This is a genomic window from Bradyrhizobium yuanmingense, assembly GCF_029167105.1.
Classification (GTDB): domain Bacteria; phylum Pseudomonadota; class Alphaproteobacteria; order Rhizobiales; family Xanthobacteraceae; genus Bradyrhizobium; species Bradyrhizobium yuanmingense_A.
This window is the reverse complement of record NZ_JARFML010000005.1, coordinates 13,829-27,071: the sequence shown is the minus strand read 5'-3', so window position 1 is coordinate 27,071 and position 13,243 is coordinate 13,829. Positions and strand designations below refer to the sequence as shown.

Sequence of the window (13,243 nt, the reverse complement as noted above, 5' to 3'; positions counted from 1 at the left end):
GAAGCGATGAGTGAGCGAACTGTTTTGGTGCTCGGCGCCTCCGGCCTGATCGGCCGCTTCGTCACCGACGATCTGCGCATGCGGGGCTTTCGCGTCGTCGGCGTGGCGCGGAGCCTGTCGTCGGCGCAGAGGATGAGCGCACTGGACGTCGAGCTGCCGATCCTCGTCCTCGACGCGGCCGCGCTGATACGTCTTTTCAACGAGCATGCGGTGGACGTCGTCGTGAACTGCCTCGGCGTGCTCCAGGATGGCCCCGGCAGCAACACGAGCGCGGTGCATCGCGATTTCGTCGCGCACCTGCTTCAGGCGATCGGTGGCAGCGGCCGCGCAATCCGGCTGGTGCACATTTCGATCCCCGGCTCCGCGGAGGCGGACCGCACCGCCTTCGCCACGACCAAACGCGAGGCCGAGCGCATGATCGGCACCAGCGGCATCCCCCATGCCATCCTGCGGCCCGGCTTCGTGGTCGCGCCGGCAGCCTATGGCGGCAGCGCCCTGCTCCGCGCGCTTGCAGCCTTTCCGATCGAATTGCCGGCCAAGGACATGGCAACGCCACTCCAGCCCGTAGCGATCGAGGATATTTCGGCGACCATCGCCTGGCTCGCCGCGCGCGACATCGACGATGCCTCGTTGAGGGCGGTGAGCTGGGATCTGATGCAGGCCGAACCGGTCACCATGGCCGGCGTCATCAAGCCGTTCCGCCATGCGTTCGGCACGGCCGGCTGGCCGCGCATCGCAATGCCGCGCTTCATGCTCGATCTCGGCGCGAAGCTCGGCGATGTCGCCAGCTATCTCGGCTGGACGCCGCCGATGCGCTCTACCGCCATTGCCGAGCTCCGTCGCGGCGTGGCAGGCGATCCGTCAGCGTGGATCGCCGCGACGGGCATCGCGCCGAAGCATCTGGCTGAGGCGATCGGACGCCATCCTGCCAGCATCCAGGACAAATGGTTCGCGCGCCTGTTCCTGGTCAAGGCGTTGATTTTCGCAAGCCTGGTCGCGTTCTGGGTCGTCTCCGGTTTCATCTCCTTGTTCGTGTCCTACCATGCCGCCGCCGGCATTTTGACCGCGCACAACTTTCCGCCCGCGCTGGTCGATCCCATCACCATCGGCACCAGCCTGATGGACATGAGCCTCGGTGCCTTGATCGCCTTCCGCCGGACGGCTGCGATCGGCTTGGTCGCGGGTATTTTCGCTTCGCTCGGCTATATGCTTGGCGCGGCGATTCTCACGCCCGACCTCTGGATCGAGCCGCTTGGCGCGCTGGTGAAGACCGGGCCGGCGATCGTCTTGATGGTCGTCGCGCTCCTGATGCTGGATAACCGATAGCGTTTTCGAGCGAAGTGGATTCCGGTTCGCGTGAAGAAAACGCGTCAAAAAGAGAGTCCGATGCCCAAATGGCCTGACGACGACGTCATTCTGTTCGACGGCGTCTGCATCTTCTGCTCACGCTGGGTCCGCTTCGTCGCCAAGCGCGACACGGCGAGGCAGTTTCGGTTCACGCCGATCCAGTCGGATTATGGCGCCCGGCTCGCGCGCACGTTCGGCATCGACCCCGATGATCCCGACACCAACGCGGTTGTCCACGGCGGCGAGGTGTTCATGAAGTCGGATGCTGCGCTGACGGTGCTGTCGCAGCTCCCAGGCTGGGGCTGGGTGCGTGGGCTGTTCGCCGTGCCGAAGCCGCTGCGGGACGCGGTCTACAACCTCGTGGCGCGCAACCGCTATCGTATTTTTGGCAGGTATGATGCCTGCTTCGTGCCGGATGCCGATTTGCGGGCGCGGGTGATCGAATAGCTCGCAATGACGGAGCTTGCGGGTTATGGCTTGCCCAGAGCCGCCAGCGCTTCCCCCGCCGCCCGTTCTCCGCTATCCCGCGCGCCATGGGCGGTCGTGAAGAAATTCGGCGACGTCGCCTCTCCCGCGAAGAACAGCCGCCCATCGACCGGCGCGGCCAGCACTGCGCGATCCCCCGCGTGCCCGGGCAGCGCATGCGAATACGACCCCCGCGCGAACGGATCGCGGGCCCAGCGCGATTCGTACAGCGGCTTCAGCTTGCGCCTGATGTCGTTGCCGAGAAAACCCGCTATCTCGTTGATGGCTTGAGCGGCGATGGCGCCGTCGCCGGCAGCTTCGAGTTCGCGGGCAAAGCTGCCGCCGAAAAAACCCTCGATGCAGGGCTGGCCGAACGGGCGGATGTGATAGGTGCCCATCTCCGTGCGCATGGTGGCGCCGCGTAAGTTGCCCTCTGTCGGAAAGGTCTCGGCGTCATCGAGGGCCAGCGTCACCTTGTCGTCGACGCCGAGCGGCAGGCCGGCCGCTGCGCTCACCTTTGCGGGGAGCGGCGGCGAGAAGCGGATGGCTTCCTCGGCAATGAGATTGGTCGGCAAGGTGACGATCACCTTGTCCGCGGTCAGCGTGCCCCGCGACGTCTCGATGCGGATGCGCTTGTCCGAATGATCGATCAGCGCGACGTTGCAGTTCAGCGCCACCGGGCAGGGCGCACCATAGGCCGCAATCAGCGCGCCATAGCCGCGGCGGACGCGCCAATTGAAGTTAGTGTCCTCATAGGCATCCCAGTCCAGCGTCGACATATCCTTCAGCTCGCAGCCGTTGATATAGGTCGAGATCGCGTCGATCATCGGATTCCAGCGATTGCCGGGCTCCAAATGCGAGCTGGCGGGCTCGTCCTTACCTGTTTGCGCCGCTTCCCACAGACGCTCATAGAACGCGTCCATCGCGCGCATGAAATCGTCGCGTTCGCTTTCCGGAAAGGCATTGCCGTAGGCCCGCTCGCGCCAGGGCGGCAGGTCCTTGTTGAGCTCGAAACCGAGCTGTCGCGCGATCGGCACGAAGCAGTTCTTGTCGGCCGAATGCAGCCAGCCGCAGCCGACGTCGAACGTCACCTCGGGTGAGGCCTGCACCGTCCAGGCGCGGCCGCCGAGCCGGTCACGCGCCTCCAGCACGATGACGGAGAGGCCGGTGTCCGTCAGCGCATGGGCCGCACCGAGGCCGGCGGCACCGGCGCCAATGATCGCGACGTCGACGGAGGAGGGGAGGGAGGTCATGGGCGGGCTCTAGCACGTTCGTGAAGAGTGCTGAAGCCGCCACGCGCAGCTGTCATCGCCCGGCTTGACCGGGCGATCCAGTATTCCAGAGACGATCGTTGTAGAGCCGAGAAGCCGCGGAGTACTGGATGCCCCGGTCAAGCCGGGGCATGACAATGAGTGTGTACCGCGGCCTTACGCCACCGCTTCCTTGGCCTTTTCCGCGCGCTTGCGCTCGTTCGGGTCGAGGTGCTTCTTGCGCAGGCGGATCGACTTCGGGGTGACCTCGACCAGCTCGTCGTCCTCGATATAGGCGAGCGCCTTTTCCAGCGTCATGCGGATCGGCGGGGTCAGGCGCACCGCTTCGTCCTTCGAGGTGGTGCGGATGTTGGTGAGCTGCTTGCCCTTGAGCACGTTGATCTCGAGATCGTTGTCGCGGGTGTGCTCGCCGACGATCATGCCGCGATAGACCTTCCAGCCCGGCTCGATCATCATCGGGCCGCGGTCCTCCAGCTTGAACATGGCGTAAGCCACGGCCTCGCCCTGGTCGTTGGAGATCAAGACGCCGTTGCGGCGGCCCTGGATCTCGCCCTTGTAAGGGGCATAGCCGTGGAACAGGCGGTTCATGATCGCGGTGCCGCGGGTGTCGGTGAGCAATTCGCCCTGGTAGCCGATCAGGCCGCGGGTCGGCGCGTAGAACACCAGGCGCTGACGGTTGCCGCCGGACGGCTTCATCTCGATCAGCTCGGACTTGCGCTCGCTCATCTTCTGCACGACGACGCCGGAATGCTCCTCGTCGACGTCGATCACGACCTCCTCGATCGGCTCCATGGTGGCGCCGGTCGCTTCGTCCTTCTGGTAGACGACGCGCGGACGCGACACCGAGAGCTCGAAGCCTTCGCGGCGCATGGTCTCGATCAGGATCGCGAGCTGGAGTTCGCCGCGGCCGGACACTTCCATTGCGTCCTTGTCGGCGGATTCGACGACGCGCAGCGCGACGTTGCCCTCGGCTTCGCGCAGGAGACGGTCGCGGATCATGCGGCTCGTCACCTTGTCGCCTTCGGTGCCGGCGAGCGGGGAGTTGTTGACGATGAACGACATCGACACGGTCGGCGGATCGATCGGCTGCGCCGGCAGCGGCACCTCGACGGTCGGGTCGCAGAAGGTGTCGGCGACGGTGCCCTTGGTGAGGCCCGCAATGGCGACAATGTCGCCGGCTTCGGCTTCGTCGAGCGGCGTGCGCTCGAGGCCGCGGAACGCCAGGATCTTGGTGATGCGCCCGGACTCGACCAGCTTGCCGTCGGCGTTCAGCACCTTGACCTGCTGGTTCGGCTTCAGCGTGCCGGAAGAGATGCGGCCGGTGATGATGCGGCCGAGATAGGGGTTGGCTTCGAGGATGGTGCCGATCATGCGGAACGGACCTTCCTCGACCTTCGGCGGAGCGACGTGGCGCAGGATCAGGTCGAACAGCGGCTCCATGCCCTTGTCCTGCGGACCTTCGGGGCTATCCGCCATCCAGCCCTGCTTGGCCGACCCGTAGAGGATCGGGAAATCGAGCTGCTCCTCGCTGGCATCGAGCGCCGCGAACAGGTCGAACACCTCGTTGATGACTTCGGTCGGGCGCGCGTCGGGGCGGTCGACCTTGTTGATGACGACGATCGGCTTGAGGCCGACCTTGAGCGCCTTGGAGACCACGAATTTGGTCTGCGGCAGCGGGCCTTCGGCGGCGTCGACCAGCACCAGGGCGCCGTCCACCATGTTGAGGATGCGCTCGACCTCGCCGCCGAAATCGGCGTGGCCGGGGGTGTCGACGATGTTGACGCGGGTGTCCTTCCACTGCACCGAGGCCGCCTTGGCCAGGATGGTGATGCCGCGCTCGCGCTCCAGATCGTTGGAGTCCATGGCGCGATCGGTCACCTTCTGGTTCTCGCGGAACGTGCCGGACTGCTGCAGGAGTTTGTCGACCAGGGTCGTCTTGCCGTGGTCGACGTGGGCGATGATGGCGACGTTACGAAGATTCATGGGTGAGCTTCTTTGCGGTCGAACAATGGGTTAAGCGCGATCTCGCCGGTCAGACCGGGACCTCTTCTCGAAACAACGCTGGAAGACTGGAAACGGGGCGCTTTCCGCCCAAAAAGGAAGCCCGGCCATATCGACCGGGCGCCCTGCGCGTTGCGGCGCAATATATGCAAAAACGGCCAAAAAACAATGTGTTCTTTGGCCGTTGGTTGACTGAATTTTGTCCGGGAATCCCCGGGGCTTAGGGCCCGGTCCCGGGACGGCTGGGAGCCTTTCGCCCCTTGATGGCCGCCCAGATCATGGCGACCCCGCCGATGCCGATGACCAGTCCCAGAAAAATCAGGGAGGCAATGTCGGCGGGGATTCGGCCACCCTCGACAACCGACATTCCGCCGAACAGGAGTGCGCAGAGACCCGGCAGCAGCATGAAGATCCCGGCGATCGCCATCAGCGCGGTGAGGCAGCCGCCGCGCTTTTCCGTGGGGACGGGAGGGGGCGGCGCCGGAGGCGCCGGCGGCGGAGTGTCGCTGATGCTCATGCCTGAAGGACTCCCTCGCTCGCCGGCGCGGCCAGCGACGCGCGGATGCCGTCGATCTTTCCGTTGCGGTAGAACAGATTGTAGGTGTCGAACGGGATGATCGCCCCCTGCTCGGTCACGAAATGGATGCAGCTGCGCTTGACGTTGCCGACGCAGAAATTGAAGCGGTCGAGAAACTGCACGATGGTGACGCGGAAGACGTTCTCGTAGGTGAGCCCGTCCGGGACCTGAAAGCTCGGCAGGCAGCACAACAATTCGCACACGCGCTCGGACGTGTTGAGCGGGCCCGACGATAGCGAGAACAGTTCCAAGAACTTCTCCTGGAATTTCTCCCGCAGCACCGGATATTTCTCCGGGTTGATGGTGTTGGGCATCACCGCGACAAGCTGCTCCTGCGGGATCAGCGAGGTCAGCGGCAGCACCTTCTCGCCGTTGCGCAGGCCATAGCCGATCGAGATGCTCTCGGGATTGCAGGGCAGCGGGATCATGTCCTTGTCCCCGAACACCCCGGTCTCGACGACGCGCTTGCGGATCTCCGACAGCATGATGCGGTCGGTATTCTTGTCGAAACTCTCGTTGCGGCCTGCATCCTGGACCGGCTGCAATGTCACCCCGCGCACGCACTTCCAGGTCAGCGCGTGGCGCACGATGTCGCCGATCTCGGAATCGTTGACGCCGCGCTTGATGGTCGCGACCAGCGTGGTCGAGATGCCGTATTGCTCGAGATTCTCCAGCGCCTGCTGGCGGATCTTTCGCAAGTCGGCGCCGCGCAGATTGATCAGCGCGTCCCGGTGTAGCGAATCGAACTGGAGATAGACCTCCAGCCCGCGTCTGTTCTCGGCGAGCCGCGCCACGAAGTCCTTTTCGCGGGCGATGCGCAGGCCGTTGGTGTTGATCATGACGTGGCGGATCGGCCGGGCGCGCACGGCGTCCAGGATCTCGAAGAAGTCAGGATGCAGCGTCGGCTCGCCGCCGGATATCTGCACCAGATCGGGCTCGCCCTCGCTCGCGACCAGCGCATCGAGCATCTTCTCCACCGTCGCGAGCGGCGTGAATTTGGTTCGTGCCGGCGAGGACTCCGCGAAGCAGACCGGGCAGGTGAGGTTGCAATGCTCGGTGATCTCGATCAGCGCCAGGCAGGAATGCTGCTCGTGATCGGGACAGAGCCCGCAATCATAGGGGCAGCCGAATTGGGTTCGTTCCTGGAATTGCAGCGGCCGGTCGCCAGGCTTGATGAAATCCTTGCACAGCCGCCAATAGGCGGCATCGGTCGACACCAGCGTCGATTGCACGCCGTGCTCCCTGCAGCGCTTTTCGTACCAGACCTCGTTGCCGAGAATCTGGATCTTGGTCGGCACCAGCTTCAGGCAGGTCTCGCAAAGAGATTGGGTCTGGCCCCAGAAGATGTAGGGACGCGACTTACGCAACGGCGCGTTCATGCAAGTGACTCTTTTTGTAAGCGTCTCGCTTTGGGTGCAGTCGCCAGCATGAATGCGGCGTAGAGCAGGACGGACAGCGACAGCAGGTGAAACAGGGTCAGGGGCCCGATCAGCGTGCCATAGGGCTTGAGGAATTCCCATAGGAAGCGTTGCGTTCCGTAATAGGCGAGCACCAGGTAGAAACCATTGGTGATCGTGAACGCGTGCCGGTTCAAGACCGCCACCACATAGACGAGCGCGAACAGGGCCATGGCCGCGCTCTCGTAGAGCTGCACGGGATGGCGGCGAACGCCGTCGCCGAAATCATGGCCGAAGGGCAGCGTCGTCGGCGTGCCATAGGTGAAATCGTCGAGGCCCGCGAGGTAACAGCCGATCCGGCCGATCGCGATGCCGAGCGCCAGCGGCAGCGCGAAGCGCGCACCGGTTCGCACCGTGACGCCCGCGGACCATTTGTAGTGCTCGATCGCCACGATGCCGCCCGCCAGCCCGCCCTCGATCGAGCGCGCAATGCCGCTCTGCCCCGACAGCCACAGATTGGCGGAGCCGAACAGATAGGCGCCGACGCCTGCGCCAAACACCAGCGCGGCGACATAGGGCAGCGCGAAGGATTGCGAGGGAAATTGCAAGCCCCGTCGCGACAGCCAATAGACGGCGGCAGCCGCCGCCAGCCAGGCCAGGATGTCGAAGAGAGTGTGAAGCAAAGCCCCGCTCATGCGGGGGCAGTATAGCACGACCGCGGTTAGAACGGCGCGCCCGCGCATTATAGCGCCACAAGGGGAGAAGGAAGAAGCTACCCGGCCTCCCGCTCCTCGGTCGGATAGACCCCGCGCAGCACCTCCTCGAAATGCATCTTTACGGCGTCGTTGCAGAGGCAGGCGCGCAGCCTCAGGCCGTCTCGGTTGCGGACCAGGATCGAGCCGCGCCGCGTGTCGAGCACGCCTTCGGCCTTGAACGACTGAAGCACGCGGCTGGCATAGGAGCGCCCCACGCCGAGCAAAGTCGCAAGCTGTTCGTGGGTCAGCGGCACGCTGGTCTCGTCGCCGGTCCGCTCCATCGCCGCCAGGATCCATTTGGCGGTGCGCTGCTCGATCGAATGGATGGCGTTGCAGGCGGTCGACTGGAAGATCTGCGCCAGCATGCAATCGGCATAGCGGGCAAAGACGTTGCGCAGCGACGCCGAGCGCAGCTTGGCTGCTTCCAGCTTGGCAACGTGAATGCGAGCAAACGGCCCGCCGAATTTGACGCAGATCCGGGTATAGGCCGGCAGAAACCCCTCGCTGACGATGCCGCCCACCGCGCCTTCGCGGCCGACCAGAATGGTTTCGACGTCGCGGCCATCCTCGTTTGGGACGAGGAAAGTCGCGAGCGACGGGCCGCAGGGGAAGTGGACGACCTGCACGTCATCGCCGGGATTGTAGAGCAAGTGCCCGGCTGCAGAGTCTTCGACGGTCACGTGCGGCGTCAGGAGGCCGTAGTCGACCTGACTCAAACGCCGCAGCAGATTGTTGGCCGGCCGGCTCTCGACCTCGGTGACCTTGCCGATACGCGCACCCATCCTGAACTCCCACCCTTCCTCCCACCTTAACGAGTTCCATCCGTTTCCTGTGTGCACAAGTGGACAGACCAGAGAACGAGGATGTGGTGAGTTTCGTTCCGGGAACCCTCCGATGCGCTGGGCGCAGGCATCGTGTCGCGGCAGTCCTGATCCCAAACCCCCCGAACCAAGATGCGATCATGGCACCTGCAAACTCCAATGGCTGGCCGGCCGATGTTCTGATCGTCGAGGACGATCCGATCATCGCGATCGATTTCGAGGATCGCCTGCTCGGATTTGGTGTGGCCGCCGTGCGGACCGTGGGTTCGGTGACGCAGGCGTTGAACGCCATTGCGAAACGGACACCCGATTTCGCGCTGCTCGATGTCGAGCTGATCCGTGAGACGAGCTTTGCGATCGCCGAGCGGCTGATCGCGCTGAAAGTTCCGTTCGTGTTCGTCACCGGCTACGGCGCCGAGGCGCGCATTCCGTCCGAATTGGCGGGCCGGCCGCGGCTGCAGAAGCCGTGCTCGAGCGATGCGCTGGAGGCGGCGCTGCAGGCGCGGGACACCTGATCGCCTATTTGCCGGAGCGAATGCAGAGCTCGGCCAGGTCGGTCTCGACGCCCTTGAAGAATGTGTGCGGAAACGGCGGCGATGAGGCCTTCTTGATCGCCGCACTCTGCGCAATCGCCTCTTGATCGGACAATTGCAGGAAACGTTTCAGCCCCTTCGAGCGACTCTTGCTGACGAACGTCTCCAACCGCTCTTCCGTTGCATCGGTCGGATTGAGACGGAGCAGAGCTTCGTTGCCGGTCTCCAGTGGATAGACCGCTCCAAGTTTCACGCGGGCAACCACGTTGTAGCGGTCGAAATGCTCGAAAATCAGATCCAGGATCTTCGCCTGACGTATCGGCTCTTCCATCGCGAGATAGCGCTTCACATCCGGATTGCTCTTCAGGCTTTCCAATTCGGCTGCGCCGGGAAATGGATTGTCGGAGTTCTGCCGGTCGATGAACGCCGATGCGCCTTCCAGCATATGCGTGCCCCATGTGACGACGATATCGCGGCCGCGCGATTCGAGCTGGTCGGCAGCCAACCCCTTGTCCGTAAGGCATGCCGGGTCGGCGCTTGCGCGCAGTGATTTGCCGAGCTCGGCGGTCAGCGCCTTGCCGTAAGGCGAAGCGAACGCCTCGCGCACCAACGTCGCTTTGTCCTGGGTCTGGGCGCATGTGGGGGATGCTGCGCTCAGCAGGAGCGCAATAACGATCGTTCGGCGGCTGAACGGCACGGCATCAACTCGAAAACGGCTCGGACGGCATCACGCCCTCGAAAATGCGCGGGCGCCTCCAATTGTCGTCCGGGCCGGCCTGATGGTTCATCCGGCTTCGAATTGGCCGTTACGCGAGCTTCGGAGCGAGCGTCGTCGACCACAGCGCGACGTCGGCGCGATCGCGCAGGGTCACCGTCATCTGGCCCGAGGCGCCGTCGATCTTGACGTGACCGAAGAACTGCATGCCGGCGGACGGCGGCAGGTTCTGGCTGTCCTTGCTAGGTGCCTTGACGAAGCGCACCTCGGGGCCAAAGGTATTGTCGAGCGCGTTCGGGCCGAACGTACCGGCATGCAGCGGGCCCGAGACGAATTCCCAGAACGGCTCGAACTCCTGAAATTGCGCCTTGTTGGGATCGTAATAATGCGCGGCGGCGTAATGCACGTCGGCGGTCAGCCACACGGTGTTGCTGATCGGCGCCATCTTGATGAAGCGCAGGATGTCGGCGATCTCGAGCTCACGGCCACGCACAGGGCCGTCGCCCTGCGCAACGGCTTCCGAGCCGCCCTTCGGCGTGTCGGAGACGATCAGGCTGATCGGCATATCGGACGCGATCACCTTCCATGTCGCGCGCGAATTCAGCAGGCCGCGCTTGAGCCAGGCGATCTGCTCCGGGCCGAGGAAATAGCTGGCAGGGCCATAGGCGGCTTCGAGATTGGCGCCGTTCGGCCCGCGATAGCTGCGCTCGTCGAGCACGAACACGTCGAGATGTGGGCCGTAGGAGATCTGGCGATAGACGCGGCCGGGTTCAGTGATGCTCTCCCGCATCGGGTACATCTCGTGGAAGGCCCGGCCCGCGCGGGCTGCGAGCGGCGCGATGTCGCGCACCTTGTAGGCGGCCGGCAAGTCTTTCGAGAGCGACCAGTTGTTGGTGACCTCGTGGTCGTCCCACTGCACGAAGACCGGCACCTCGGCATTGAAGGCGCGGAGATTGTCGTCGGAGAGATTGTATTTGTACGCGGCGCGGTACTCGTCCAGCGTCTCGGCGACCTTGGCTTTCTCCGGAATGGTGAGATTCTTCCAGATCTTGCCGTCGGCGAGCTTCACCTCGGGTTGGATCGGACCGTCGGCATAGATCGTGTCGCCCGAGTGCAGGAAGAAATCCGGCCGGTGCTTGCGCATGGTCGAGAAGGTGACCATGCCGCCGTCGTCGGGATTGATGCCCCAGCCCTGCCCCGCGACGTCGCCGCCCCAGACGAAGCTGACGTCGCGTCGGTCGGCCGGCGCGGTGCGGAAGCGGCCGGTCACCGCCTCGCCCTCGATCGCGCTGTGGGAGAGATCGCGGAAGCGGACGCGGTAGAAGATGTCCTGGCCGGCCGGAAGATTTTCGACCAGCATCTTGGCGGTGAAGTCGCTCTCGGGCAGCGCCGCGATCGGCGGCAATGCGCGGGCGTCCTTGAACGACTCAGCCGTCGCCACCTCGACCAGCATCTGCGCGGGCCGGTCGGTTCGCGCCCACACCACGCCGCCGTCGACGGTGACGTCGCCGGATTGCACGCCGTGGGTGACCGCCGGCCGGTCTGCCGCGCGCGAAAGATACGGCATCGCCATCGTGCCGAGCGCACCGGCGCTGGAGGCGAGAAAGCGGCGGCGGGAGAAGGTGATGGTCATGAAGGATGGCTCGCTGTGTTGCGCGCATCTCGCGCCGTCATTCCGGGATGGTCCGAAGGACCAGACCCGGAATCTCGAGATTCCGGATTCCCGCTTCGCGTGCTCCGGAATGACGGTAAATTGTCATATTGAGACAATGTGACGCAGCAATAACGCGCAGCAAGCGCGGCTCAGGCGTTGCCGGCGGCCCGGAATTGCGCGCCGGCTCGCTGCAGGTTCTGCGGCAAGCTCATCAGCACCGTCTTGCGGTCGGCGACGGCGGCGTGGAATTGATCGAGTGCGATGTTGAAGGCCGTGAGCGCGGCTTCCTCAATCGCGCCGTGATCGAAACAGCGCAGCGTGTCGCGCAGGATCTCGTCGGCTTCGGTCTGCATCTGGTCGAGCTCTTCGGTCGTCTCGCATTTGCGTGCCGCGGCGATCATGTCGAGCAGGCGTTCGCGCTGGTGATTGCTGTTGTCGCGCTCGTCCTTCTTCAGATAGCCGGCGAACCAAGCGCCGATCGAGCCCATGGCCGAGAGCGCCATCAGGCTCCACCAGATGTAATCGCTGTACTTGTCGAGAAAGGTCTTCTCCTCGCCGTCGACGAAAGCAGCTGCACCGGGATGCACCGGGATCACGGCATCCTTGTCGGTATCGGGTGTTTCGATCTTCGCGGCCAGCGGGAATTCGGTCACCAGTTGCTGGCGCACGGCGAACAGCTGGCGCGTGAACGCTGCGATGCCGGCCTCGGACACGCCTTTGCGCGCCACGATGTGGTGCGCGAAGCTGATGGTCTTGACCTCGTCCTCGGGACGGTCGGGCGAGCCGCCGTAAGTGCCGGCGGGAATCTCGGAGGCTTCATAGACCGGATGATTTTGCGCGATCGCGTCGGCCGAATCGATGGCGAGGAAGGTTGGCGAACCGCCCTCCCTGATCGATGCCGCGATCGCGTCCGCGGTGATCTTGCTGTTGACCGGACCTGCTGCGAGGTAGACGTCGGTCTTCTGCGCCTTGATCGCCTCGGCAACTTCGTTGGCGGGAAATTGCACGATCTCGACCTTGGCCGGGTCGACGCCGTATTGCTGCAGGATCACCTTGAGCAGATTGACGTTGGCCTGGGTGCGTCCGACGACGCCGATGCGGTGGCCAGCGAGCTGCGCGACCTTGGTGATCTTCGCGCCCTTCTTCTTGCCCTTGGCGGGCACGGACCACAGCACCACGACGTTCTTGCGCAGGGTCGCGACCGCCTGTGCGTTCTTCGGCACGTCGAGGTCGCCACGCACGATGGCGAGATCGACCTTGCCCTCGGCGAGCGCATTGGCGCTGGCGGTTGCGCCGTCGGTCTGGATCGGCCGCAGCCGCACGTAGCTCTTGTGCTGCGCAAAGCCTTGCGTCAGCGCCTGCACGACCTTGACGTCGTCGCTGTTGGCGGGGCCGACCGCGATTCTGAGCGTCACGGGACGCATCGCGAAATAATAGCCGCCGGCGACCACGCCGACGATCGCAAGCAGGAACGCCAGAGACACGAGCGCGGTCTTCCGCGCCGCGGATCGCGGCGAAGGCGGAGGGGGCGTTTCGGCCAGGTCCAATCCCCCGGTCATCGGTCTCCCAAACAGGCGCTTCGGGCTCAGTTTCATCTTGGCCGGCGATTTACGCCCGCAATTGTAGCAAATTTCTTGTCCGGCGGGGTTACATCTCCGTCATGGTTAGCGGATGGACGAAATTCCCGTGTGAACCCGGGCGTCGGCA

Annotated in this window: 12 protein-coding genes; 3 read left to right on the top strand and 9 right to left on the bottom strand. The window is 64.5% G+C overall.

Going from position 1 to position 13,243, the window contains the following annotated elements:
* Positions 1-6: 6 nt before the first annotated feature.
* Together P0R31_RS08215 and P0R31_RS08210 are read left to right on the top strand one after the other, a co-directional pair.
* Positions 7-1,326, top strand: coding sequence for an SDR family oxidoreductase (locus P0R31_RS08215; protein ID WP_275513645.1), 1,320 nt, complete (start codon positions 7-9; stop codon positions 1,324-1,326).
* Between the two features lie 60 nt (positions 1,327-1,386).
* Positions 1,387-1,794, top strand: a complete 408-nt coding sequence (locus P0R31_RS08210; protein ID WP_275513644.1) for a thiol-disulfide oxidoreductase DCC family protein — start codon at positions 1,387-1,389, stop codon at positions 1,792-1,794.
* Between the two features lie 23 nt (positions 1,795-1,817).
* Here P0R31_RS08210 and P0R31_RS08205 read toward each other — a convergent pair whose 3' ends face one another.
* The 6 genes from P0R31_RS08205 to P0R31_RS08180 form a co-directional block, all read right to left on the bottom strand.
* Complete coding sequence (locus tag P0R31_RS08205; RefSeq protein ID WP_275513643.1) at positions 1,818-3,065, bottom strand: flavin monoamine oxidase family protein; 1,248 nt, start codon at positions 3,063-3,065, stop codon at positions 1,818-1,820.
* A gap of 174 nt (positions 3,066-3,239) precedes the next feature.
* Complete coding sequence (gene typA / locus P0R31_RS08200) at positions 3,240-5,066, bottom strand: translational GTPase TypA (protein WP_036002847.1); 1,827 nt, start codon at positions 5,064-5,066, stop codon at positions 3,240-3,242.
* Positions 5,067-5,304: 238 nt separating this feature from the next.
* Positions 5,305-5,601, bottom strand: a complete 297-nt coding sequence (locus P0R31_RS08195; protein WP_275513642.1) for a hypothetical protein — start codon at positions 5,599-5,601, stop codon at positions 5,305-5,307.
* Complete coding sequence (locus tag P0R31_RS08190; RefSeq protein ID WP_275513641.1) at positions 5,598-7,040, bottom strand: radical SAM protein; 1,443 nt, start codon at positions 7,038-7,040, stop codon at positions 5,598-5,600. Before P0R31_RS08190 ends, P0R31_RS08195 begins: the two co-directional genes overlap by 4 nt.
* Positions 7,037-7,753, bottom strand: a complete 717-nt coding sequence (locus P0R31_RS08185) for a prolipoprotein diacylglyceryl transferase (protein WP_275513640.1) — start codon at positions 7,751-7,753, stop codon at positions 7,037-7,039. Before P0R31_RS08185 ends, P0R31_RS08190 begins: the two co-directional genes overlap by 4 nt.
* Positions 7,754-7,830: 77 nt before the next feature.
* On the bottom strand, positions 7,831-8,595 hold the full coding sequence (locus P0R31_RS08180; protein ID WP_275513639.1) for a Crp/Fnr family transcriptional regulator: 765 nt from the start codon (positions 8,593-8,595) through the stop codon (positions 7,831-7,833).
* Positions 8,596-8,774: 179 nt separating this feature from the next.
* Between P0R31_RS08180 and P0R31_RS08175 the strand changes: the two genes are divergently transcribed.
* A complete protein-coding gene (locus P0R31_RS08175; protein WP_275513638.1) occupies positions 8,775-9,149 on the top strand; it encodes a response regulator in 375 nt (124 codons plus the stop codon).
* 4 nt (positions 9,150-9,153) lie between these two features.
* On the opposite strand, the gene P0R31_RS08170 is transcribed toward P0R31_RS08175, so the two are convergent.
* The 3 genes from P0R31_RS08170 to P0R31_RS08160 all read right to left on the bottom strand — a co-directional run bounded on the left by P0R31_RS08170 (position 9,154) and on the right by P0R31_RS08160 (position 13,131).
* Positions 9,154-9,774, bottom strand: a complete 621-nt coding sequence (locus tag P0R31_RS08170; protein ID WP_275513637.1) for a hypothetical protein — start codon at positions 9,772-9,774, stop codon at positions 9,154-9,156.
* Between the two features lie 199 nt (positions 9,775-9,973).
* The gene (locus P0R31_RS08165; protein ID WP_275513636.1) at positions 9,974-11,515 is read right to left on the bottom strand and encodes an alkaline phosphatase D family protein; all 1,542 of its coding nucleotides are present in this window, start codon (positions 11,513-11,515) and stop codon (positions 9,974-9,976) included.
* Between the two features lie 170 nt (positions 11,516-11,685).
* Positions 11,686-13,131, bottom strand: a complete 1,446-nt coding sequence (locus P0R31_RS08160) for a TAXI family TRAP transporter solute-binding subunit (protein WP_275513635.1) — start codon at positions 13,129-13,131, stop codon at positions 11,686-11,688.
* Between the last annotated feature and the right edge of the window lie 112 nt (positions 13,132-13,243).